Raw genomic sequence first — 24,065 nt, 5'->3', positions numbered from 1 at the left:
GCCCCACCCTCGAAACGACACCCCCACCTCGAAGGAGTTCCCCGTGCGCAGGGCCAGAGCGAAACGGAAGAAGACCCTCGGCGTACTCACCGCCGGGGCGGTCCTGGCGGGTCTCGGGCTCGCGGCGACCGATCTGGCGGCGGGCGCGGCGCCCGCCTCGTCCTCATCCCCGCCCCTGACCGCCGCGGCAGGGGCCGCGTGCGAGGCGGGCGACGACCAGATCTACCGTCCGCCCGGGGGCGTCCCGGTCGAGCCGGGCCGCGTCATCGCCTGCCGCGAGACACAGCTGCCGCACGTGCCGGGCAACATCCCGATGCGCGCCTGGAAGGTCCAGTACAGCTCGAAGGACAACGCGGGCCGCGGCGCCGCGGTCTCCGGCACGGTCGCGGTGCCGAAGGCGGAGTGGAAGGGACCGGGGAGCCGGCCGATCGTGGCGTTCAACCCCGGCACGCTCGGCCTCGGCCCGCAGTGCGCGTTCTCCAAGCAGCTGTCGGGCGCCTATCAGGACGAGTACGAGGGCGAGAACATCGCGGCGCTCCTGAAGGCGGGTTACGCGGTCGCCGCGACGGACGGCATGGGCTATCTGGACGGCCAGACCCACCCGTATGTCTCCGGGCACGACGCGGGCCACGCCCTGCTCGACATCGCCCGTGCCGCACCCGCGGTGCCCGGCAGCGGCCTCGACCCCAAGACCCGGATCGGCCTGTGGGGCTACTCGGAGGGCGGGGCGGCGAGCCTGTGGGCAGCGCAGCTGTCCGCGTCGTACGCCCCGGAGCTGAAGGTCGTCGGGACCGCGTCGGGCGGTGTGCCGGGCGATCTGAAGGTGGTCGCGAAGGGACTCAACGGGGGCGCGTTCGCGGGGTTCCTCGCGGACGCGGTGATCGGCCTCGCCGCCGCGTACCCGGACATGCCGTTCGCCGAGATCCTCAACGACGAGGGCCGTAAGGCGGTGCAGACGGCGAAGTCGCACTGCCTGGCGGGAACGCTGGCGAACTTCGCCGGGCAGAAGATCGAGAACTTCTCGACGGACAAGCTGACCCTGGAGCAGATCTACGCCCTCAAGGGCAGCAGCGGAAAGTCCTGGGGCCAGGTCATCGACGAGCAGAAGCTCGGCGTCGGCATCGGTCCGAAGGGCTCCGGCGCGAAGTACGAGATCGGCTTCCCCGTCATGCAGTACCGCGGCCTGTTCGAGGAGGTCATCCCGATCGAGACGGAGGACGCGACCCGCAAGGCGTACTGCTCCGCGAAGGTCACCACCCAGTGGAAGACCTACCCGGGCGAGCATCTGACGACCGATCAGCTGGCGAAGGACGACGCGGTCAAGTGGCTCGGCGACCGCTTCGAGGGCCGCCCGGAATTCGGCAACTGCCTCCTCCCCTGAGCAACTGCCGGTTTCCCAGGGCAACTTTACTTGTCGCCGGGGCCTCCCCACCCTCACCGGCCCCCGCGCCCTGACCTCGCTCTCTTCCCCACTGGCGGCGCCCCTTGTCAATGGATGACAAGGGGCGCCCCGAGGTCTGTGATCCATTGATAGGGCCTTCACGCCGCCACGGCGATATCTTCACCGAACGCTTGTCCCCCGCATGCGGAGGGTGCAACCCATGCTGAACGGTTCCCCGTTACTGTCCGAACTGCCCGGAGAGATGACCCGGCGCACGAGCGGACGCTCCCCCGGCCAGACCTCGGGCCCGGCCGCCGGCCAGGCCCCCGAACACGCCCGCGCCCACACCCCTCAGTCCGCGCAGGCCCCGCACACCCCACACTCCCCTCACTCCGCCTTCCGGGCCTTCCCCTCGCATCTGCACGATCACCTCAGACCCTTCCTCTCCGACCTCACCACGGAGGTCGTCCGGGCCATCGGTACGGAGATCCCCGAGTACGCACGCCCGATGGACGACACGTATATGCATGTCGTGAACCGGGGCGTGGAGCAGGCCCTCAACGACTTCCTGGCCCGCATGGCACACCCCGACTCCGACTGGGAGTCGGTGAAGGCCACCTATCGCCACATCGGCAGGGGCGAGGCCGAGGAGGGCCGCAGTCTCGACTCGTTCCAGGCGGCACTGCGCCTCGGCGCCCGCGTGACGTGGCGCCGGATCAGCGCCATGGTCGACGCGGGCCAGCTCCCCCGGCATCTGCTCGGCACGTTCGGTGAGGCGCTGTTCCAGCATCTCGACGAGCTGGCGGCGGCGGCCACCGCCGGCTACACCGAGGCCCGCCTTTACGCCGCGGGCGAGCTGCAGCAGCGCAGAAACCGCCTCATCGACCTGCTGACCGCGGACCCCGCGGTCTCGCCGGAGGCGATCGTGGACCTGGCGCACAGCGCGCAGTGGCCGATCCCGCGCGAGCTGGCCGTCGTCGTCACCGACCACCCGCTGGCCCCGGAGTCGGTGCGGCCGATCATGCCGCCGGAGTTCCTGGCCCGCTTCGACGAGCAGCCGGGCATCGTCGTCGTACCCGATCCACAGGGACCGGGCCGCTCCCGTGCCATCGGGGCGGCGCTGCACGGACTGCGTGCGGTGGTCGGCCCCACGGTCCCGCTGGGCGAGGGGGCCCGCTCGCTGCGCTGGGCTTCGCAGGCCCTGTCCCTGTCACGGCGCGGTGTGCTGCCACGGTCGGGCGTCCTGCACTGCTCCGACCATCTGTCGACGCTGCTGCTCTTCCAGGACGAGTCGCTGGTACGGGCCCTTGCCGACCGTCATCTGCTGCCGCTCGACTCGGTCCGCTCACCGCAGCGCGAGCGCCTCGCCGAGACGCTGCTGTGCTGGCTGCAGTGCGGCCACAACGCGAGCGAGGTCGCGGGCCGCCTCGCGGTACACCCCCAGACGGTCCGCTACCGGCTGCGCCAGCTGGACGAGGTCTTCGGATCCCAACTGCACGACCCGGAAGCCCAGTTCGAGATGCAGTTGGCCCTGCACGCGATGAGCCTGCGCCCGGCCGCGGCATGATAGTGCCCTTGCCGGGCGTCGGAGCCCGGCTGCGACGCGACCCGGGGGAGAAGCCGTGGCCAAGGTCAATATCGGTCTTGACGCCGAGCTGGTGGTCGAAGTGATGGTCCTGGCCGGCGTCGGGTCGCCGCAGGACGCCGTCGAAGTGGTCGTCCGCGACTACATCGCCCGCGGCCACCGCACCGAGGCCCGCGTCGGACTCGAAGTCCGGGGCCGGCGCGAGACCGAGAGCAAACCGCAGGAACAGCAAGGCTGACCCTGGCGGCCCGCTGCGCCCGACCCTCACCCCCTGGGCCCTCGGGGCAGGACCTCACCCCCGGGCCCGTGGCCAGGCACTCACCCCGCAGGCACCGGCTCCACCCGTACCGGCACCGCCTGCACCAGGGACGCGGGCAGCGCCACATAAGCGGTCACGCCGCCGTCCCCGCCCTCGGTGGGCCGCAGCTCCACCTGGGCCCCGAGGCGCGCCGCGAGCGTCCCCACCACGTAGTGCCCGAGATGGCGCGTCGGCGCGACCAGGAAGGACTCACGGCCCGCGAGCCGGGCGTTGGACCTGGCGAGGTCGTCGGCGCTCATACCGCTGCCCCGGTCGACCACCGCGAGGCAGTACTCGCCGCCGTCGCGCCACCCGTACACCTCGACGGGCCGTGAGGGCGGCGAGAACACCAGGGCGTTCTCGATGAGTTCGGCAAGGAGGTGCGCCAGCTCGGCCACGGCACGGCCCCGCACATGCCCTTCCTGTACGTCCACCACGGCGACCCGCTGGTACTGCTCGACCTCGGCGACGGCCGACTGCACCACTTCGGCGGCGGTGACGAGTCCCGACCAGGTGCGCGGCGGCCGTTCCTCGCCCGCGAGGACGAGCAGCGACTCGGCGTTGCGCCGCATCCGCGTGGCGAGATGGTCGAGTTCGAAGAGCTCACCGAGTGCGTCCGGGTCGACCTCCTGGCTCTCCAGGGTGGTGATGAGCCCGAGCTGCCGGTCGAGCAGTGCCTGGTTGCGCCGGCCGAGGCTGGCGAGGGACTCGGAACTGTTGCGGCGCAGTACAGCCTGTTCGGTGGCGAGCCCGATGGCGGTCCGCTCGACGTTGCGCAGGGCGGCGCCGAGCTGCTCGAACTCCTTGGCCCGGCCCGGCACTTGAAGCCGCGCATCGGATGCCGGCGAGACAGCATCCGTCGCCCCGTCGCCCAGCACCCCGTCCTGCCCGGCCTCGGCCTCCTGGATCCGCGCGACGGCGGCGGGAAGCCCGGCGCGGGCCACGGAGTCGGCCTCTTCGGCGAGCGCGCCGAGCGGCCGGGTGATGGAGCGCGCGGACAGCACGGCGAGCGCCACGGCCACGGCGAGGATCAGCACGCCGAGCCCGATGAACCCGCCCAGCTGGGCGGTGGCGTCGGAGCCGAGCCGGTCGACCCGCGCCCGTACCTCCCCGCCGATCTCCTTCTGCACAGCGTGCAGCCGGTCCACGAGCACGGTCATGGCCTGCCACCAGTCGCCCGGGTCGACCCCGAGCCGCCCTCCGCCGCCCCCGCCTTCGGCCCGCTTCTCGAAACCGAGCGCGAGCCGTGCCTCTTTGGTCTCGAAGACCTCCTTCAGGGCGTCCCGCTGTGCGGCGCCCGCATGCTGCTCGAACTGCCGCAGAAACGCGAGCCGTTCGGCCCGCACCTCACTGAACGCGAGAAACTCGTCGCCCCTGAACCGCCCGGCCGCGAACACCCCGTTCAGCGACCCGCGCTCCAGGGCGAGCGCCTCGGTGGCACGAGTCAGCGCCCCGAGCGCGTCGAGCCCGTCACCGAGTCCCTTCTCGGTGCGTACGGGTTCGGCGGCACAGGCCGCGATCAGCTCGTCGACGGCCTCGGTGTACGCGTCCAGGGTGGCGCCGCGGCGCGCGGTCCTGTCATCGACCTCGACCCGTACGGAATCCAGGGTCCGCACGGTCGCGAGCGCACCCCGCGCGGCATCCGCGGTATCGGCACCGCCGTCGGCGAGGAGCGCGTCGAACGCGTCCCGCACCCGGTCGGTACGCTCCCGCTGCGCCCGTACGTCATCCTCGTACGCGTCGGCACCGCCCAACAGGCCGCTGGTGAGCCCACGTTCGCGCTGCAGCTCACGAACGAGCCCTTGCCCTTTGAGGACGACATCGACGCGCTCGGCGGTCTCACGCGCCGCGGACCAGTCGGCCGCCCGGTCGGCGACGCCGAGTCCGGTGATCACGAGTAGGAGACAGGTGGGCACGGCGAGCACGATGGCCACGCGCCCTCGGATCGTGCTCCAGCCGGGAAGTGGGGGGAGTTTCGACAGCCTCTGCCGATGTGTCTGGTTCACATCCGCCGACGCTAGGGAGGGCGGTGGGAGGAAGCGGTTTCCCTCCGGTAAGGGTCTTATTGCGGAGGGCTCACATGGGCGGGGGCGCGCCGCCGGAGGGCCGGCTGCCGGAGCCCGCTCCTCGTCCTCGCCCTCCCACCGGCACCAACTGCCGCAGGCGGTCGCGGGTTTCGGGGTCGGTGGAGTACAGGACGGTGCCCCGCGTGCCCCGGGTCATCAGGACGCGGTAGGCATTGCGGATACAGCGGTCGGCGAGCTCGTCGCTGACCGACTGCTTGCGCAGCGCGGGGTCCTTCGACGCATGACGGTCGACGACCCACCGGCCGTCACGCCAGAGCAGATCAGGCCCGATGATCACCCCGCACCAGTCGAACTCGAAGCCCGCGGCGGCGTATACGGTGCCGATCTGGTCGATCCCCGTGGGATGCAGCGGCCAGTCCTGCCCCGCCGGCGCACCCGGCCCCGCACGGTCGCCCTGCTGATGCCAGGGCCGCGCCCAGTCACCGATGGTCACGTCTCGCGCGAGCGGTTCGTCGGCCTCCGCGTCCCTTCGGGGGGTGCGCGGCCAGCAGTAGCCGGCGGTGATCCGGGCGGCGCGACCCTCCAAGTGCTCGTGGCGCACGATGTATTCCATCTCGGCCGGGTCGTCCACCACCTCGACGCTACGGATACCACTCGGAATCCAATGCGGCGTCGTGCTCTCCGGGTACAGCAGCGCGTCGACCCATGCCGCGTACTCGGCGGCCGGGCCGGCGCCCTGGAGCCCCATCTCCCGTACCGTCACATCTCGTCCCGCCAGGGCCTGTTCGATCGCCAGGGCGTTGCCGACGTCGTCGGGGTGGACCGCCTGGCTCTCGTCCACCAGGAACACCGTCACGCGGGCCGCATCGACCAGTTCGAGGACCTGGCTGGGCCCTCGGCGCAGGCGTTGCGCGTCATCGCAGATCAGCAAGTCGAGGTCATTGCGCGCGGCCGCGGCGAAGGACTGGGGGAAGGCGAACAGCTCCTGGGGCTGCCCCGCCGCACGCGCGGCCTGCCGCAGAGCGCGGTCCATCGACCTGCTGCCCGAGACGTGGCGCACAAGTACGTCCCGCTCCACCGCCGCGCCGAGCAGGAACAGTCCGGTCATGCTCTTCCCGCTGCGCGGACCGCCGTTCACGATGACGACTTCCTTGCGCCCCGAACCACCCTCGGGCACCGCCCGCAGGACATCGCGCTGCTCCGCGCGAGGGAGCAACTCGCCATCACTCCGCAGCACCGAGCGGATCCGGGACTCCAGCGGGATCGTCCGAGTATCGGCACTGTCGAGCAGCTCGCCGATGAACCGCGTGTCACCCGGACGCCCCGGTGCCACCACAGAGCGCAGGAACTCGGCGGCGGCCAGGCGCCCGTTCCGGGTGAACACGCCGACGCCCGGCCCGACCCGGGTGTCGTCCTCGCTCCACGTGTCGGTCTCCGTGGCGTTGACCAGATAGAGCATCGCCGACACCCGCTCGGGGCGCCCGGCGAGCACGGCGTGCCGCGCCACGAGCTCTCTGCGTGTGCGTTCCACCCGTGCGATGGTGTCGGGCAGCAGACCGGCCTGCGGTCTCCTCCAGAACTTGAAGTCCACGATGACGTACGAGGGTTCGCCGGTACGCGGATGGCGGCCCGCGATGATCGCGTCCAGTTCGGACACGGGCCGGCCCGGCAGCACGTAACCGATCATGACCTCGGCGTCCCTGAGCCCCGCCGTCTCCAACAGCTCCGCAAGCGCTTCACGTTCGCGCCATTCCGCCCGCCCGCCCCGCACCGCCGCGTCCTCGGAAGGCACCTCGAACACCGCGCCCCGCGACGTCCGCACCCGCACCCGCTCCCCGGCCGCCGCCACGGTCAGCGACCCGTCGCCGTCCAGGGCGACGGTGCGCGGCCAGTCGTCGTCCGTCAGGACTTCAAGGACCCGCGGCCTCGTATCGGGCACCGGAATCGCAAACCGTGCCGCCTCCGGGTCCACCCCCAGCTCAAGGCGCCCCTCGGTGCGCCGCACGCCGAGCGGCACATCCGGCAGTTCGTCCACCACCGCGGCGACGGCGTCGGCGGTCAGGCCCACCCTTTCCGGCGCGGCCGGCAACGGCAGCTCGGGCGCCAAGTGCGAGGCGACCGTGTGGAGTTGCCAGCCGGTGACGGAGGATCTGGCCTCGGCGGGCAGCCGTTCCCACGCTCCGGCCAGCCAGTCGGCGACCCCGGCACGCCGTTCGACGACCAGGGCGCGCAGCGCGGGCCGCAGCGCCTGCTCGATCGCCTGGGTGCGGCCCGCTTCCCGGGACACATGGAGCCAGTTGACCCGCTCCTCCAGGACGAGGGCCGGTGACAGCTCCGCGTGCACCTCGGCGATCACCTCGCCCACGGACCGCAGCGGATCGTCGGGACCGGCGAGGGCGAGCTGTCTGGCCAGCTCGGCGCGGAGTACGGGCAGGACGTCCGGGCGCAGCGCGATCCCCCGACGGGTCCGCACCGCCACCCAGGGGCTGAACCACAGATCCGCCTCGTCACCGGCGTCGAGACGCGGATGGACCCGGGTCCGTACGGCCCGAAGGAGTTCGGGCTCGATACGGGTCGCCACACTCAGGGAGACCGCCAGCTTCCGTGCTCCGTCCGGGAGTTCGGCCAGATCCGGCGGATCGGACGGGGCCTCGCCGACGCCCGGGGGCGGCACCGGCAGGAGCACCCCGAAGCGCTGTACGGCGTCGGCGCCCGCCGCCCCGCCGATCCGCTGCGCCATCTCGACCACGACGGAGGCCTGTTCCTCGCTCACGGCGTCGGCCGGGTCGGGGAGCAGCGCGAGGACCTCCACGCCGAGCGACTGCAGTACCTCGGCCTCCTCCTCGGTCTGCGGCGGCAGCACGGACGTGAGGCACTCCTTCACCCGCTGCCGCAGGGCATCGTCGAGGGGCTCCGTGATCCGGCGCAGGCACAGGGCCGCGAGGGCGAAGAGCCGGGTCCGCTCCTCGCGCGTCCGCGCCGCCTCACCGAGGGCGAGCAGACGCGTCAGCAGTTCCTCCGCGCCGTACAAGTCGGCCTGTGCGGCGGCATGCAGGATAACGGTGTACCAGTGCGGGTCGAGAGCGTGCTCGTCGATCTCGGCGAGACCGGGATCGGGCTCCATGAGCAGACGCCAGGCCGCGGCGTAGGAGGTCAGGACCGGGAAGGCCAGCTCGTCGAGTTCGAGTCCCTCCCCCCGGAGCCGGCGCAGGAGCCCGGTGCGTACCTCCAGGTAGTCGAGGAGGTCCGGCACGATGAAGTCGGGCCACTGCCCGCCTCCCTCGGTCAGTTCCTCCGTGATGAGGTCGAGCGCGGTCGCCCGGTCGAGCGGCTGGTGGCCGTCGCGGAGGTGCTGGAGAGCGAGCGCTCCGAGGATCTGCGGCAGCTGGTGCCGGGGAACCTGTTCGCGCACCGGGGAATCGACACCGCGTGCCCTGTCCCGGTCCCCGAGCAGCAGATCGAGGAACAGCCCCGGAAGCTCGAAATGGCGTTCGGGCAGTGCGCCGAACCGGTCCCAGTGCAGTGCGCACAGCACTGCGCACAGCAGGCGGTTGGCCGCGAACAGCTTCAGGTCCGGTTCGCTCTGCAGTTGGGCGAGCAGCTCCTGCGCCCATTGTTCCCTGATCTCCCGCGGCTGTTCCCTGATGACCCGCGGCACCTCGCGCCCGGACATGTCCGCCGCGGCCTGGTAGCAGTTGCCGACGAACCGCGGCAGGTCCTGCTCGCTCAGCGGCTCCAGGGTCCGTTCGACGAATCCGTCGAAGCGCAGCCACTGCTCGGGAAGGGCCGCGGGACGCGACGTGACCAGCCACGTGTTGCCCGGATAGGTCTCGCCCAGGGCCCTGATCCAGCGGCCGATCTCCTCGACGATCTCCGGCGCCTCGTCGACTCCGTCGACCATGATCAGGGCGTCGCCCCGCACCAGGACACGCGACACCCACCCCTCCGGCTGCCGCGAGCCCAAGGCCCTCACGGTGGCGCCGACGAACTCTTCCGGCGTCGGCAGCGGACCTTCCGGGTCGAAGTGACGCGCACGCAGGACGAACGGCACCCGTCTCTCCCGCGCGCCGTGCGCGTGGCTCACCGCGAGCCACTGCACCAGCGTCGTCTTGCCCGATCCCACCTCGCCGCGCAGCAGGACCCGTTGATGAAGGCGGACCATCTCGTGCGCCGGCTCCCGCAGGAAGGCGCCGCCGTCGTAGCCCTCCGCGGCGCCCTCGATGTAGGCGCCCCTGAGCGGCCACAGGGCCGGGCCGTCACGGAGTGGGACACCGGCGAGCTCAAGCGTGGAGTACCGGGCCTCCACGGCGTCCCGGTACGCCTCTTCGAAGTCACCGTCCTGGGCCCAGTGCGTCACCAGGTCTTCGGCGGGCTCCGGGACGTCCACCGGTGCCCCATGGGTGAGCACGGCCACGATCTGCGCGCACACCCCGACGAGCAGGGCGTCGTGCAGGGTCAGCCCCGCACCGGACAGCGCCATCATGCTCGGCGCGTCGGACCGCAGCAGCCGGTCGGTGAGTGAGGCCGGCCCCATGGCCACGACATCGGCATCGCTCACGCCGATGTCGGCGAGCCGCAGCAGCGACTGCGTGAGGGCGGCGGCAACCGCCTCCTGCTCCGACTGCGGCACATTCCGCGACAAGTCCTCGTCGTCGGCGGCGAGTTGCACCAGATCCCGGCACTGCCCGTGCAGGTTCATCCCGCTGAGCGTCCGGCTCTCGCCCCGGAAGGAGACCAGATCTGCCAGATGTCTCGGCCGCAGGGCCGGATCGCGCCGCAGGGCGGCGGGCAGGAAGAGCCCCTCTGCCACGGCGGCGGCGTACGCCCGGATCCTTGGTTCCGGCTCCATCCCGCCCCGCCCCCGTGTGCTCGTCCGCTCCGCCCCGTCCCTCTCCGGCACAGCCATGATAGGCCCGGAACTACCCCCTCGCCGGGGCCGGTTCGGCCCTTCGCTTTGCCTGCCGCCCCGGCGTCGTACAGAATCCCTGGCGTGGGAGTACACGGGGGTGGCACACCGATACGGGCAGCGGGCCCGCTCCGCGCGTACGCCGCGTACGCCGCGAACGCCGTGGACGGCTAGGCCGGCAGCTCCATGCCCCAGGTCTTCATCAGCCACAGCGTCAAGGACGACGCCCTCGCCGAAGAGGTGCGGCAGGCCGTCCTGGACGAGCTCACGGCCAAGAAGTACGACGTGAAGGTCGACTACCGCGACATCGTCCCCGGCCGGGACTGGAATCCCGAGCTCAATCAGTGGCTGCTCGAATGCGACGCCGCCGTCATCCTCCTCAACGCCCATGCGCTCCGCTCCGACTGGGTGCGGCGCGAGGTGGCCATCCTGACGTTCCGGCGGTTTCACAACCCGCGCCTCCAGCTGTTCCCCGTGCTCCTCGGCGACCTCGACACGAAGGATCTGGACGCGGCGGGCCTCATCGACATGGCGCCGGTGCAGTCGGCCCGGTTCACCGCCGCGCAGTGGGCCGACGGCGGCCGCGAGAAGCTCACGGCGCTGCTCCTCGACCAGTTCGCGCGGCTGCCGGACCTCGGCGCCTGCACTGGCACGGACGACGCCCTGCACGGGTGGATCACTCGTATCGCCCGCTGTCTGGGCGAGTGCGGTACGGAGTCCCTGAAGGCGGCCGCGGCACAACTCGGCCTGACCGACGCGGATCTCGCCCAGGTCGAGGGCACTGTCGCCGCCGCGCTCTTCCTCGCCTACCAGATGCTCGACACCGCCGACCAGAGGCTGCATGAGGCGCTGTACGAACTCGACCCCGATCTGCCCGAGGCTCGATTCTCTCAGCTGGTCAAAGAGCTCAGGTCGATCTGGGTCGACGTCGAGGCGGCCCGCCATCTGCTGCCGCGGGAGCCGGACCACGGAGGGGTGGTGGTGCTGACCGCGCGCGTCCCGGACACCGCGGTGTTCCACGTACAGCGGGCGTTCTGCATGAGCCTCAGACGCTTCCAGGTGCAGTCCGCGCAACGGCTGCCCGGCGGCGAGGAGGGCATCTTCGAGGAACTCCACGAAGCCTGCCTCGACGCCATCCGGGAGCTGCTCGGCCTCCGCCCCGGCCAGGCCATCAGGGACTACGCGTGGCGGCCCAACGTCGCGCACTTCTTGTTCCTCGACACGGCCCACGAGCGCCCGGCCCATGTGACACGGATCGTCCGCGAACTCCGCGACGCGTACCCGAAGCTCACCGTCGTCCTCCTCACCGACAAGGCGGAGTCGGCTCAAGAGGCCAGGGACCGCTGGAAGTTGGACGGCCTCGTCGTCGTGACCCCGCACCTCACCGAGAAGGCCGAGGACCTGGGGAACCAGCTCTCCACCGATCTGTACCGACTGCCCCAACGCGTGCGAGGGGACCAACCGTGATCAGCAAGCACCCGGCGAGCGAGAGGAGACTGACGGCGTGAACACGCACGACGCCCCGGAAGGGCACGAGGAGCACACCCCGCTACCGCTACCGGTCAACTCACCCGACCGCAGAGACGGTCAGGTGTATGTGATGACGGCCGAGCTGCGGATGGCCGTGAAGGTCGCGCTCGCCACCGGGCGGCCGCTGCTGCTGCGCGGCGAGCCCGGCTCCGGCAAGTCCTCGCTCGCCGCGTATGTCGCGCGCGAACACGACTGGCGCTATTACGAGTACGTCGTGACGTCCAGGTCCAAGGCCGAGGACCTGCTGTGGACGTACGACCATGTCCGCCGCCTCAGCGACGCCCAGGTCCGCGATCCGGGCACCGTCCTGAACGACGCGGACTATGTGACCCCCGGCCCGCTGTGGTGGGCCTACAACCCCGCGACGGCGGCCGACGGCAGAAAGGGCCGGCGCAAGCGCAAGGACCCGTGGGCCCGGATCAACAAGGACCGGGCCCCGGATCACGCCGTGGTCCTCATCGACGAGATCGACAAGGCCGACCCCGATCTGCCCAACAGCCTTCTGGTGCCGCTGGGTTCCCACCAGTTCACCGTCACGGACACGGGCGAGCGGGTCCGCAGACAGAAAGGCGCAGAACGGGGTGGCCGCAAGGGTCACACGGCCGCCGGGCAGCACCTCATCATCATCACCACCAACGAGGAGCGGGAGCTGCCGCAGGCGTTCCTGCGCCGGTGCGTGGTCATGGAACTGCCCGAACCGGACCGCGAGCGCCTCGTGGACATCGCCGCGGAGCACTTCCGCCACGAGCACGGCGGCACCGAGGGCTTCGACCAGGAGCTGGCGGAAGCCCTCGCCCGCGAACTGCTCGACGCCCGCAAGGAGGCCAGGGCGACGGACGTACGGCCGCCCAGCACCGCCGAGTTCCTCGACGCGCTGCGCGCCTGCACCAGCCTCGGCATCGGCGTCACGCACGACGACTGGTGGCTGATCAGGTCCCTGACGCTGCTCAAGCCCCAGCAGCCCGAGGCATAGCCATGACCGGGGACGTGTCACGGGATATGTCAGGAGCCGTACGGGATATGTCGGGGGACATCTGGATCGGCGACCTCCTCAACGCCTTCGCCACGGCCGCCGCGACGGAGGAGGACAAACGGCACATCGCCCGGCTCCTCGGCTTCGCCGACACCGCGGCCGCACGGCCGGGGGCCGCGGGGCGGAGTGGGGAGCGGCCCCGCCACGCCTCCGCGCCCGAGGACGAGTCACCCGTCGACGCCCCCGACGCCGACGACACCGGCCACGCCCCCGACACCCCGCCCACCGACCTGACGGCCCCCACGACGACCGCGCCCGACACCACCACCGACGGCCCGCAGCTCCTCACCCCCGTGGCCCACGAGCCCCGCCCCCCGGAGGAATGGCTCGTGGACAGCCTCGCCGCCCCCGGCACGCGCCGGACCGGCGCCCCGCTCCCCTACACCCCGCTGCTGGCCCCCCGCTCGGCTCCGGCGATCCTCCAACTCGCCCTGTCCCAGCTGATTCCCGGCGGCGACCTCGACGTGCCGGAGACGGTCCGGGTCATCGCCGAAGGCCGCCCTCTCGCGCAGCTGCCGCGGCGTCCTGAACGCACCCTGCGTTTCGGGGTGGAGGTCCTCGTGGATCTCGGCGCCGGCATGGAGCCGTTCAGCCGGGACCAGCAGGAGCTGGTGACACAGATCCGCCAGACCATCGGGCGCGAGCACACCCAGGTCCGCTACTTCGAGGGCTCCCCGCTGCACGGCACCGGAAGCGGCGGCCGCCACACCTGGCACCGCTACAAGCCCCCGGCACGCGGCACCCGGGTCCTGCTCCTCAGTGACCTGGGCATCGGCGGCCCACCCCTGGAACTGCGCCGCGGCACGCCCGAGGAGTGGCGCGAGTGGACCCGCCTCCTGCACGGCGCCGAGTGCGCGGCGGTCGCCTTCGTGCCGTATCCGCCGAAGCGCTGGCCGGCGTGGGCGCGCCAGCTGATGCACCTGGTCGCCTGGGACCACCACACGACGGTCGGCAGGATCGGCCTTCCCGCCAGGTGAACCCGGTGGGCTACGAGGGGTCGGAGGTCTCCGCCTCCACGGCCGCCCGCGTCGCCGGGCCGTAGACACCCGGCTCCTCGTCGATCTGCCGGGCCTGCTGGAAGCGTTCCACGGCGTCCTCGACGTCCGCGCTGTAGTTGCCGTTCACCGGGCCGATGTAGAGCTGGAGCTGCTGCAGTCGCTGCTGCAGCTCGACGACCTGGTCGCCGTGGTCACCACGGCTGAGCACCTGCGGCCCGTCGTCCTCCGCGTCCTCACTCGGCCGCTGCGACGTGGGCGTCGGCTTGGCGGCCGTCGACGACGCGGAGGACGGTGGCTGGGACGTCGTGGGCGGCGCCGACGAGGACGGCGTCACGCTCTCCGACACACTCGGTGAAGACGTCGGCCGCTGCGAACTACGGCTGGCCCGCTCGCTCTTGGTGCTCGAAGGGGACGGCGAGGAGGAGTCCGGGACGGACACGCTCTCGCCCGCGCCACCGGGCGGGCCCGCCTGGTCGTCCGTGTCCGGCCCCGACGAGAAGAATCCGCTCGCCACCCCGGCCGTCACCAGAACCACCGCGGCCGCCCCGGCGACGAGCCCGTACCGCCAGCCACGCCCGGAAGGACCGGGCGCGGAACGGCTGAACTCGGGCACGTCCTGCCGGGGCCCAGCGGCGACCTCCTCGGGCAGCGCGCCCGGCGCGGGCCGCTCGAACTCGAAGAGCTCCAGGTCCGCGTCGTTCAGCGGCAGCGGCTCCCCCGCGTCCGGCGGCGCCACATGCCCGAAGACAGGGTCCATGGGCGGCTCAGCGACCGGGCGCTGCGGCTGCGGCGCGTCAGGCACCTGCTCAGAAGCCTGCTCAGGCGCCTCCTGGGCCTGTTGCGCCTGTTGCGCCTGCTGTGCCTGGCGCGCACGCAGCGCACAGTCACAAGCGGGCCGGAAGTCCGGCAGGAATTCCGTTCCGCACCCCGGGCAGTGCTGTCCACTCACCGTTCGTCCACACACCTTCCTTCGAGCAGCCACCGATTATGCAGATGAAGGCGGCGTTAGCCCACCGCCAGCGATCATGGCATTTACGGAAAGTTCCGCCCAAACCGTCTTACCTACGGCCCGCTCGCGCACACCCCACTCCTTCGCCAGCGCGGCCACCAGACACAGTCCCCGGCCACCCTCCGCGTCCGCTTCCGGCGGTTTCGCGGCCACCTCCGGACGCCGGTCCCCCCGCGCGTCCGTGACCTCGATCCGCAGCACACCACGGCCGTTGACAAGGCGTACTTCGAAATCACGCCCGGGTACGCGCCCGTGCGTCACGGCGTTCGCCGCCAGCTCGGCCACGATCGACGCGGCCGCGTCGGAGGTCTCGCTCCCGTGTGGGAAACCCCACTCTTCGAGTTGATGCGCCGTGAGCCTACGAGCGAGCCGTGCGCCGCGTGGGGTTGCACTGAACAGTTGCCTGAACTGAACGGCAGAGGCGGGGATTTGAGCTTTCATGTCACCGAGCGTGTCCACTTGGCCGTACGCTGACCAGTGACGACGACGCGACGGAGCGTAGCCGTACGGCGCCGCTCCGCTTGGTGTACGGGGTGGTACGCGATGCGTGACGAACAGCCCGAGCGGCCTGTGGAGGCGGACGGCACGGCGCATCTCTTCCGTGCCCTCGGCAAGCAGATCAAGGTGTTGCGGGAAGCGGCGGGGCACAGCCAGAAGGAACTGGCCGACCGCGTCCACTGCAGCATGGATCTGGTCGGCGCGATCGAGCGCGGCGTACGCACGCCGCAGCCGGACTTCCTTGAGCGCGTGGACAAGGTACTTGAGGCGGGCGGCGTGCTGGTGGCGGCCATTCCTGACGTACGGGAGGCGCTGTCCCGGGCACGGACGCGGCATCCGGAGTGGTATCGGGGATACGCGGCGATGGAAGCGGATGCCGTTGAGCTGCACCACTATTGCTGTGACGCGCTCCACGGCCTGCTCCAGACCGCGGAGCACGCGGAGGCGGTGTTCCGCAACCACCGCCCTCTTCTGGACGAGGAGACCGTCGAGAAGCGCATCGCCGACCGCCTGGACCGCCAGAAGGTCTTCGCCCGCCACCCGGCACCGGTCATCAGCTATGTCCTGGAGGAATCCATCCTCGACCGGCCTCTCGGCGGGAGGGAGGCGCACGAGACCCAGTTGCGGCGCATCATTGAAGTGAGCCGCATGCGCAACGTCGAACTCCAGGTAATGCCGACAGTCGTGCTGGAACATCCCAACCTGCAGGGCGCGTTCAACCTTCTGATCCCCAAGGGCCAGCACCATCAGATCGGTTACACCGAGAGTCAGGAACATCCTCGCCTGATCACGGAACCGGCCGAGGCCCGGGTACTCGCTGAGCGCTATGGGATCATGCGTGCGGTGGCCCTCACGCCACGCAAGTCCTTGGAGCTGATCGAGAAGAAGCTGGGGATGCGATGAACTCCAACGAAGAACTCGCCTGGTTCAAGTCGAGCTACAGCGGCGGGGGCGGCGGAGACTGCCTCGAAGTCGCCTACGACTGGCGGAAGTCGACGTACAGCGACGGCGGCGGAGGCGAATGCCTAGAAGTCGCCCACGAACAGAACCGTGCCGTCCACCTCCGTGACTCCAAGAACCCCCACCTCCCCCACCTGACGGTGACACCTGACGCCTGGTCGGCCTTCCTGGCCCACGCGACGCGCTGAAGCTTCAGGCCTCGGACGCCGACGGCACCACGGCCACGGGGCAATGGGCGTGCAGCAGCACCGCGTTGGCGACGGAGCCCATGAGCAGCGGGTCGGCCTTGAGGCGGCGCCGGTGCCGGCCGACCACGAGGAGGTCGGCGTTGAGGGACGCGGTGACGAGGCGCCCCGCGGGATCGGCGGGGGCGACGACGGGGTCGACGGAGACCTTCGGATAGCGCTCGGCGAAGTCCGCGAGGCGCGCGCGCTTCGCGGCGGTGAGGGCGAGGGCGGTGCTTGAGGTGTCGGGCACTTCGCCGGGCACGAACTCACCGATCGCGGTCAGCGCCCGCAGCGGCACCGGATACGTCGCCACGACCTGCAGCTCGACGCCGCGCAGAGCCGCCTCGGCGAAGGCGAACTCGATCACGTCGTCCGCGGTCTCGGCGGGGTCGAGCCCAAGGACCACCCGGCTCGGCGGCCCGGACCGGTCGACCTGCTCCAACCGGGACTCGTGCGGCACCACGACCACGGGGCACGGCGCCTGCGCGGCACACTTGCGCCCGTTGGAGCCGAGCAGCAGCGCGGCGAACCCGCCGAGGCCGCGCGAGCCGAGAACGAGCAGCTGCGCCTTGGCGGCAAGCTCGCACAGCGCGGCGGCGGGGCTGCCCTCCACTGCGACATAGTTCACATGGGGTGTCGCCACGTCCTGGCGGGCGGCGAGGGTCTCCTCGACGCGCTGCCTGACGGGATCATGATGATCGGCGTCGGCCGCGGTGGCCCCACGCCCGCTCCGTACATGCGCGGCGAGCACGTCCACACCCCGGCGGCGAGCGGCGTCGAGAGCCCAGTCGAGGGCCCTGAGACTGTGCTCGGAGCCATCGACCGCGACAAGGACCGGGGCGTGGTTGTTCATATCTCAAGCATGAACAACGCGACAGCTCCGCGGCAGGGACGAAAGTCCTCGCCCCGAAGGGGCGCGAGGAACTGCGCGACCAGCCACGACGCACCCGCAGGTGTATACCGGGCTTCCCGCGGAGCGCTCCGCGCTCAGCCGCACACAGCGGCACAGCAGCCCACGAAATCCCGGACCACCGCACCCGCCGCATCCGACTCGTCCGCCGCCGCCCAGGCCACCCCCACCCGCGTGGGGCTGACGCCGCTCACGGGGCGGTAGGTCACCCCCGGGCGGGAGTAGTAGCGGGATGCGGACTCGGGGGCGAGGGCGATGCCGTAGCCGTTGGCGATGGCGCTGAGCCATTCGTCGGGCTGGTCGGTGACCGCGCCGACGCGCACCGGGTGGCCCTCACGCTCATCCGCGGCCAGCCATTCCTCGCGCCACCGGCCGGTCTCCGCGGGGGCCGCGACGAACGGCTCGTCCCACAGTTCGCGGAAGGCGATGACCTCACGGCCGGCGAGCGGGTGCCCCGTGGGCAGCACGACCCAGCGGTCCTCCGTGAACAACTCCCTTACCTGCAAGGCCTCTTGGCCCGGGAACGGCAGCCGGAGCAGCGCCACGTCCACCTCGCCGTCGGCGAGCCCCGCGCTCGGGTTGCCCCAGGACGCCTGCCGCATCTCGACCCGCCACCGCGGCCGCCGCTCGGCGAAGGCCGCGACGATACGCGGCGTCGCCTCGTTGGCCGCGCTCGCCAGAAAGCCGACCCGCAGCACCCGCGCCGCCCGGCTCGCCGCGCTCTTGGTCTCGCGCACGGCCCGCGCCCAGTCGGCGAGGAGACCCGGCATCCGCGCGGCCAGGGCACGGCCGGGGCCGGTCAGCGCCATCCCGGCCCGCGACCGCGTGAAGAGGGCCACGCCGAGGAGGCTCTCCAGCTGCCTGATCTGCTTGGTCAGGGCGGGCTGCGACACGTGGAGACGCTCGGCGGCGCGGGTCAGATTCCCCTCTTCCGCGACAGCGGCGAAGTAGCGGAGCAGCCGGGTGTCGACATCCATGCCGTCAGGTTATGGGCACAGGTATTGGACGCCCGTCGCCGTACGGGAGGACGCTCGACGCATGTTCATCGCCTACGTCGCCGTCACCGTCGTCACGATCGCGGCCAACGCCGCGGAAGCCGTCGCCAACTTCGCCCGGATGAAGGCCGTCGTGGCCAACGCCGAAAAGGTCGGCTTCCCGGAGTCAGGTCTTCCACTGCTCGGCACCCTCAAAGGCGCCGCGGCCGCAGGCCTGTTGCTCGGTCTGCTCGGCGTCCCCTACGTCGGGGTAGCGGCGGCTGTCGGTCTCGTCCTGTTCTTCGTCTGCGCGCTCGCGGCCCACGTCCGCGCCCAGGTCTACGGCAACATCGCGGGGCCCCTGCTCTTCTTCGCCCTGGCGGTCGCCACGCTCGTCCTCACCCTGGCCCGCTGACCCCGGTGGGCGCGGTACCGCGAGGAACGCCTCGGACCGTGGAGCCGATCCGCTCCGCCGGTGCCCGCTTCCCCTCGTGGTGGATCGGCGTGTGCGCCCCGGTCAGGGGGACACCGGTGCCGCCGCGGCGGTTCGCGACGATCTCCGCGGCGATGGACAGTGCCGTCTCCTCGGGCGTACGGGCCCCCAGGTCGAGGCCGATCGGGGAGTGCAGGCGGGTCAATTCGAGGTCGGTGACGCCGACTTCGCGCAGGCGCCGGTTGCGGTCCTCGTGGGTGCGGCGCGAGCCCATCGCGCCGACGTAGGCCACGGGCAGCCGCAGGGCGAGCCGCAGCAGGGGGACGTCGAACTTGGCGTCGTGGGTGAGGACGCACAGGACGGTGCGGCCGTCGACCTCGGTGCGCTCCAGGTAGGTGTGCGGCCACTCGACGACGATCTCGTCCGCGTCGGGGAAGCGGGTCCTGGTCGTGAAGGCCGGGCGGGCGTCGCAGACGGTCACCTCGTACCCCAGGAACTTGCCCATGCGTACGAGCGCGGACGCGAAGTCGATGGCACCGAAGACGATCATCCGGGGGGCGGGGACGGACGATTCGACGAGCAGGGTGAGGGGCCGGCCGCAGCGCGAGCCGTCCTCGCCGATCTCCGTCGTGCCGGTGCGGCCCGCGTCCAGCATGGCGCCCGCCTCACCGGCGGCGGTGCGGTCGAGCTCGGGGTGGCCGCCGAGGCTTCCCTCACGGGAGCCGTCGGGGCGGACGAGGAGGGCGCGGCCCATGAGCTCGGCCGGGCCGTCGGTGATCCGCGCGACCGCCGCCGCCTTTCGTGCGGCGGCGGCGGCCAGCGCGGCCGCGAACACTCCCCGTCCCGGAGCGTTCGCGGGCATGGGGGTGACGAGGATGTCGATGCTGCCGCCGCAGGTCAGTCCGACCGCGAAGGCGTCCTCGTCGTGGTAGCCGAAGCGTTCGAGCACGGTCTCGCCGTTCTCGAGCGCCTGCCGGCAAAGTTCGTAGACGGCGCTCTCGACGCATCCGCCGGAAACCGATCCGATGGCCGTGCCCTCGCCGTCGACGGCGAGTGCGGCACCCGGCTGCCGGGGACCGCTGCCGCTGACCGCCACCACGGTGGCGACCGCGAAGTCCCGTCCCTGCTGGACCCACCGGTTCAGCTCGTCGGCGATGTCCAGCATGTCGGCCTCCAGGTGCATCGGTCTCCGGCGGATGCGTGAGAGCTGCATCCTGCGGTCGCGGGTCCGGCCGCCGCCGGACCCGCGACCAGTGTCAGTGACCTGTACCCGTGGCGAAGTAGAAGATGAAAACGGCCGAGAGAATCCACATGAAGATGCTCGGGTCCCGCCACTTGCCCTGGGCCAGCTTGATGGCGCAGTACGAGATGACGCCACAGCCCACACCCGCGGTGATGGTGTAGGTGAACGGCATGAGGACGACGGTCAGGAACACCGGGGCCGCGACGGACCAGTCGGTCCAGTCCACGTGGCGGGCGTTCTGCAGCATCATCGCGCCGATGACGACCAGGGCGGCCGAGGCCACCTGGTTCGGGACGAGCTGGGTGAGCGGCGTGAAGAACAGACAGGCGGCGAAGAACAGACCGGTGACCGTGGAGGAGAGACCGGTGCGTGCGCCCTCGCCGACGCCGGAGGCCGACTCGATGAACACGGTCTGACCGGAGGCACCGGCCACACCGCCGACCGCGCCGCCGGCGCCGTCGATGAACAGGGCCTTGTTGAGGCCGGGCATCCGGCCGCGGTCGTCGGCGAGCTTGGCCTCCTGGCCGACGGCGATGATGGTGGCCATCGCGTCGAAGAAGCCCGCGAGCACCAGAGTGAAGACGATCATGCCGACGGTGGTGGCGCCGAGCTTCTCCCAGCCGCCGAACTCGATGCTGCCGAAGAGGCTGAAGTCGGGCATGGAGGTGAAGCTGCCGTGCAGGACCGGGGCCTTGCCGCCCCACTCCTTCTCGGAGATCAGACCGGTGGAGGTGGCCACGACCGAGATGACGGTGCCCACGACGATGCCGAGCAGGATCGCGCCCGGAACCTTCCGGGACTGCAGCATGAAGATCAGGACCAGCGTGAGGGCGAAGAGGGCGACCGGCCAGCCGGAGAGATGGCCCTCGACACCGAGGGTGACGGGTGCGCCCTTGCCCACGAAGCCGGCGTTCACGAAGCCGATCATCGCGATGAACAGGCCGATGCCCATGGTGATTCCGTGCTTCAGGGGCAGCGGAATCGCGTTCATGATGATTTCCCGGACGCCGGTGGCGACGAGAAGCATGATGATGACGCCGTAGACGACGCACATGCCCATGGCCTGCGGCCACGTCATGTCGGGCGCCACCTGGGTGGAGAGCACTCCGGAGACACTGAGTCCCGCGGCCAGGGCGAGCGGCACCTTCCCGATGAAGCCCATGGCGAGCGTGGTGACCGCCGCGGCGAGAGCGGTCGCGGTGATCAGCGCCGGCTGGCTCATCTTGTTGCCGAGCGCGTCCTCACCGCCGAGCAGCAAGGGGTTGAGCAGGAGGATGTACGCCATCGCCATGAAGGTGGTGATGCCGCCGCGCACCTCTCGCGCGACCGTGGATCCTCTGAGGGATATGTGGAAGTACCGGTCGAGCCAGGACCTGCCGGCGGGCGGGCGACTGCCGTCACCTGCGTCTGGGGCGGTCTTCGGCTCGAGGGACTGCTGGGTCATGGTGCCTACTCCCAAGGTTCATAGGGGCACCCGCAAAGAGCGAGATTTGGGATGCTGCTCTGGCTGCACGACCCGGGGGACGGCCCGAGACGAACTAGGGGTGGTGCCAAGTACCGCGAGCGGTGCGGCACTTGTGGCCTCCCGGACGGAAGCGGGGTGGATGCGACGGGTGAACCGCCGTTCTCCACCGGAAGACTTGACCTATGACTTCTGGCCGCTGTCCCGTCCGGAGGACCGGGACGAGGAGGACGCGGACGCCCTCTTCGTCCCGCAAGACTCACGTTCCGGTGAGGTGCTCCGGTCGTACGGGCGTCTTGTCGGGCTCCGGGCCCGGTTCGAGTACGCCGGCGGGGATGACCGGCGCGCCGAGGGTGGTCGAGCTGATCTCCTCGCCGGCATGCCAGCCCTGGCACAGGGACGGGGTGCTCGGCCCTGACGGCGAGCGCCTCCCCCGGCTGACGGGGCGAAGGAAGTCCATGGGTGGCTCTCTTCGTTCGGATCGGGTCATTCGTTTCGAGCCACAGAGCCGTTGGGCCCTGGTGCTCCGCGAGCAACTCGTTCACGTGCTGTTCACGCGGAATGGCGTCATTACACGCGCCTGGGAGCCCTCGCGGTCAGTCACCGAAACCATGAAGGAGTTGGCTGGTCGTCTGCTTCATCTTGTAGATTCGTATGAAAGGCAGGGCTCAGTAACCCCATCGTTTTCCTGCTGCAACCATCACCACAGAGCAACGACAAGATCGAGACAGGATCGGCGGCGAACCCATGCGGCTGCGCGCATTGCTGGAAACCGACGCGCTGGGGCTGCGGCTGCTCGGCGGCGACGAAGAGCTGGACCGCACGGTGCGGGGCGTGATGACCACGGACCTGCGCGACCCCAGCCGCTATCTCTCGGGCGGCGAACTGGTCCTCACGGGCCTGGCCTGGCGCCGCGACGCCTCGGACTCGGAGCCCTTCGTCCGCATCCTGGCGTCCGCAGGTGTGGCCGCGCTCGCCGCGGGCGAGGCCGAACTCGGCGACATCCCGGACGATCTGGTCTCGGCCTGCGTCCGCCACCGGCTTCCGCTGTTCGCGGTCAACGAACGGGTCGCCTTCGCCACCATCACCGAGTACGTGGTCCGCCAGGTCTCCGGCGAACGCGCGGGCGACCTCGCGGCCGTGGTGGACCGCCACCGCCGCCTGATGACCTCGGGCCCCGCGGGCGGCGGCCCCGACGTGGTCCTCGATCTGCTCGGCACCGACCTGGACCTGCGGGCCTGGGTGCTCTCCCCCGCAGGGCGCCCCATCGCGGGCACCAGCAGCGCCGGGGCTCCCCTGTCCGACGAGGTCTGCGCCACCCTCGCCGCCGAGCACCTGGCGGCGGCGCGCACCGGCCGTCGCGGCCCGCACCGCGTGACGTCCCACGGCACGACGTACTCGCTGTTCCCGATCCGCAGCAGCGGCCGCGGCGCCACGGCCGCCTCCCGCGACGTCCGCGAGACGGTCCTGTCGGACTGGCTGCTCGCGGTCGAGGCCGACGCCGGCGACTGGCCCGAGGAGCGCCTCGACCTGCTCCAGGGCGTGACCCAGCTGATCGCCGTGGAGCGCGACCGCCGCGACGCGGCCCGTACGGTGCGCCGCCGCCTCGCCCAGGAGGTCCTGGAGCTGGTGCAGACGGGCGCGGCGCCCGCCGAGATCGCGGCCCGTCTGCGGGTGGCCGCCCCGGTCCTGCTGCCCGGCCTGGGCGCGGCCCCGCACTGGCAGGTCGTGGTGGCCAGGGTCGAGTGGGACGGCGGCGAGATCGAGGGCGGTCCGGTCGCCCAGTCGCTCCTGGAGGAGATCCTGGTCGACCCGCACGCCGCGGGCCCCGAGCCCTCCGACCGCATCGCCGTCGCACACACCGGCGACGAGGCGATCGCCCTGGTGCCACTGCCCGCCGTGACCACCGACCACGAGGGCGCGGAGCACCCCGGCCTGATCGCGGACAGCCTCCTGGAGACGGTCCGCGACCCGCTCGGCGCGGGCCTGGACGGCGACGGCCGCCTCACCCTGGGCGTCAGCGCGTCCGTGCACTCCGCGGAGGGCCTGCGCGGCGCCCTTGAGGAGGCCAGGCACGCCCGCCGCGTGGCCGCGGCCCGCCCCGGCCGGGTCTGCGCCGCCGGCCACCAGGAGCTGGCCTCGCACGTCCTGCTGCTGCCCTTCGTCCCGGACGACGTCCGCCGCGCCTTCACGGCCCGCCTCCTGGACCCGCTGCGCGACTACGACCGCCGCCACCGCGCGGAGCTGATCCCGACCCTGGAAGCCTTCCTCGACTGCGACGGCTCCTGGACCCGCTGCGCGACGCGCCTTCACCTGCATGTGAACACGCTGCGTTACCGGGTGGGCCGGATCGAGCAGCTGACGGGCCGCGATCTGTCGCGCCTGGAGGACAAGCTGGACTTCTTCCTGGCACTGAGGATCAGCTAGCCAAGTTTTCCGTATCCCGGAAGGCCGCACCCCGCAGCAGGCCCCCTCCCCACTCCACCCCTCAAGCGCCGGACGGGCTGACAGATCAGCCCGCCCGGCTCGCTTTCCGACTCGCTTTCCGGCATACGGAAAACCCCCAGTTTGTGAATTCCTTCACCTACCCC

At 71.4% G+C, this 24,065-nt stretch carries 19 protein-coding genes; 10 read left to right on the top strand and 9 right to left on the bottom strand.

The genetic code is table 11. From position 1 onward, the window contains the following. The first annotated feature begins 103 nt into the window (after positions 1-103). The 3 genes from ACFQVC_RS02070 to ACFQVC_RS02060 all read left to right on the top strand — a co-directional run bounded on the left by ACFQVC_RS02070 (position 104) and on the right by ACFQVC_RS02060 (position 3,204). Positions 104-1,381: a lipase family protein gene (locus ACFQVC_RS02070; RefSeq protein ID WP_417851971.1), complete on the top strand. Its 1,278-nt coding sequence runs from the start codon at positions 104-106 to the stop codon at positions 1,379-1,381. 220 nt (positions 1,382-1,601) lie between these two features. Continuing rightward, complete coding sequence (locus tag ACFQVC_RS02065) at positions 1,602-2,948, top strand: PucR family transcriptional regulator (protein WP_381825735.1); 1,347 nt, start codon at positions 1,602-1,604, stop codon at positions 2,946-2,948. Positions 2,949-3,003: 55 nt separating this feature from the next. After that, a complete protein-coding gene (locus ACFQVC_RS02060; RefSeq protein WP_381825733.1) occupies positions 3,004-3,204 on the top strand; it encodes a type II toxin-antitoxin system VapB family antitoxin in 201 nt (66 codons plus the stop codon). An 80-nt stretch (positions 3,205-3,284) separates the two neighbouring features. On the opposite strand, the gene ACFQVC_RS02055 is transcribed toward ACFQVC_RS02060, so the two are convergent. Beyond that, on the bottom strand, positions 3,285-5,198 hold the full coding sequence (locus ACFQVC_RS02055) for a sensor histidine kinase (RefSeq protein WP_381825731.1): 1,914 nt from the start codon (positions 5,196-5,198) through the stop codon (positions 3,285-3,287). 142 nt (positions 5,199-5,340) lie between these two features. Beyond that, positions 5,341-10,101, bottom strand: a complete 4,761-nt coding sequence (locus ACFQVC_RS02050; RefSeq protein WP_381825729.1) for a DNA/RNA helicase domain-containing protein — start codon at positions 10,099-10,101, stop codon at positions 5,341-5,343. Between the two features lie 282 nt (positions 10,102-10,383). On the opposite strand from ACFQVC_RS02050, the gene ACFQVC_RS02045 reads away from it, so the two are divergent. From ACFQVC_RS02045 to ACFQVC_RS02035, 3 genes are read left to right on the top strand one after another with little or no spacing between them, the layout of a single operon-like run. Next, the gene (locus ACFQVC_RS02045) at positions 10,384-11,664 is read left to right on the top strand and encodes a toll/interleukin-1 receptor domain-containing protein (RefSeq protein WP_381825727.1); all 1,281 of its coding nucleotides are present in this window, start codon (positions 10,384-10,386) and stop codon (positions 11,662-11,664) included. A gap of 37 nt (positions 11,665-11,701) precedes the next feature. Then, entirely contained in the window at positions 11,702-12,700 is a 999-nt protein-coding gene (locus ACFQVC_RS02040; protein WP_381825725.1) for an AAA family ATPase, read from the top strand. 47 nt (positions 12,701-12,747) lie between these two features. Next, positions 12,748-13,737: a hypothetical protein gene (locus ACFQVC_RS02035; RefSeq protein WP_381825723.1), complete on the top strand. Its 990-nt coding sequence runs from the start codon at positions 12,748-12,750 to the stop codon at positions 13,735-13,737. A gap of 10 nt (positions 13,738-13,747) precedes the next feature. On the opposite strand, the gene ACFQVC_RS02030 is transcribed toward ACFQVC_RS02035, so the two are convergent. Together ACFQVC_RS02030 and ACFQVC_RS02025 are read right to left on the bottom strand one after the other, a co-directional pair. Further along, the gene (locus ACFQVC_RS02030) at positions 13,748-14,515 is read right to left on the bottom strand and encodes a peptidoglycan-binding domain-containing protein (RefSeq protein ID WP_381825721.1); all 768 of its coding nucleotides are present in this window, start codon (positions 14,513-14,515) and stop codon (positions 13,748-13,750) included. A 228-nt stretch (positions 14,516-14,743) separates the two neighbouring features. After that, positions 14,744-15,226, bottom strand: coding sequence for an ATP-binding protein (locus ACFQVC_RS02025; RefSeq protein WP_381825719.1), 483 nt, complete (start codon positions 15,224-15,226; stop codon positions 14,744-14,746). Positions 15,227-15,310: 84 nt separating this feature from the next. On the opposite strand from ACFQVC_RS02025, the gene ACFQVC_RS02020 reads away from it, so the two are divergent. Both ACFQVC_RS02020 and ACFQVC_RS02015 read left to right on the top strand, forming a co-directional pair. Beyond that, positions 15,311-16,168, top strand: a complete 858-nt coding sequence (locus ACFQVC_RS02020) for a helix-turn-helix domain-containing protein (protein ID WP_381825717.1) — start codon at positions 15,311-15,313, stop codon at positions 16,166-16,168. Then, complete coding sequence (locus tag ACFQVC_RS02015; RefSeq protein ID WP_381825715.1) at positions 16,165-16,413, top strand: DUF397 domain-containing protein; 249 nt, start codon at positions 16,165-16,167, stop codon at positions 16,411-16,413. Before ACFQVC_RS02020 ends, ACFQVC_RS02015 begins: the two co-directional genes overlap by 4 nt. Before the next feature lie 4 nt (positions 16,414-16,417). On the opposite strand, the gene ACFQVC_RS02010 is transcribed toward ACFQVC_RS02015, so the two are convergent. Together ACFQVC_RS02010 and ACFQVC_RS02005 are read right to left on the bottom strand one after the other, a co-directional pair. Continuing rightward, complete coding sequence (locus tag ACFQVC_RS02010) at positions 16,418-17,305, bottom strand: universal stress protein (RefSeq protein ID WP_381825714.1); 888 nt, start codon at positions 17,303-17,305, stop codon at positions 16,418-16,420. Positions 17,306-17,439: 134 nt separating this feature from the next. Then, positions 17,440-18,339 (bottom strand): LysR family transcriptional regulator, encoded by a 900-nt coding sequence (locus ACFQVC_RS02005; protein WP_381825713.1) that lies wholly within the window; start codon positions 18,337-18,339, stop codon positions 17,440-17,442. A gap of 61 nt (positions 18,340-18,400) precedes the next feature. On the opposite strand from ACFQVC_RS02005, the gene ACFQVC_RS02000 reads away from it, so the two are divergent. Next, on the top strand, positions 18,401-18,751 hold the full coding sequence (locus ACFQVC_RS02000; RefSeq protein WP_381825711.1) for a DoxX family protein: 351 nt from the start codon (positions 18,401-18,403) through the stop codon (positions 18,749-18,751). Here the strand turns inward: ACFQVC_RS02000 and ACFQVC_RS01995 are convergent. The 3 genes from ACFQVC_RS01995 to ACFQVC_RS01985 form a co-directional block, all read right to left on the bottom strand. Beyond that, a complete protein-coding gene (locus ACFQVC_RS01995) occupies positions 18,735-19,934 on the bottom strand; it encodes an XdhC family protein (protein WP_381825709.1) in 1,200 nt (399 codons plus the stop codon). The two genes, ACFQVC_RS02000 and ACFQVC_RS01995, sit on opposite strands and share 17 nt — an antisense overlap. Before the next feature lie 91 nt (positions 19,935-20,025). Continuing rightward, complete coding sequence (locus ACFQVC_RS01990; protein WP_381825707.1) at positions 20,026-21,456, bottom strand: NCS2 family permease; 1,431 nt, start codon at positions 21,454-21,456, stop codon at positions 20,026-20,028. A 277-nt stretch (positions 21,457-21,733) separates the two neighbouring features. After that, positions 21,734-21,934, bottom strand: a complete 201-nt coding sequence (locus tag ACFQVC_RS01985; protein ID WP_381825705.1) for a hypothetical protein — start codon at positions 21,932-21,934, stop codon at positions 21,734-21,736. A 287-nt stretch (positions 21,935-22,221) separates the two neighbouring features. On the opposite strand from ACFQVC_RS01985, the gene ACFQVC_RS01980 reads away from it, so the two are divergent. Then, complete coding sequence (locus tag ACFQVC_RS01980) at positions 22,222-23,901, top strand: PucR family transcriptional regulator (protein ID WP_381825703.1); 1,680 nt, start codon at positions 22,222-22,224, stop codon at positions 23,899-23,901. Positions 23,902-24,065 lie beyond the last annotated feature (164 nt).

Source organism: Streptomyces monticola, assembly GCF_042665355.1.
GTDB classification, from domain to species: Bacteria; Actinomycetota; Actinomycetes; order Streptomycetales; family Streptomycetaceae; genus Streptomyces; species Streptomyces monticola.
This window is presented reverse-complemented; position numbering and strand designations above follow the sequence as displayed.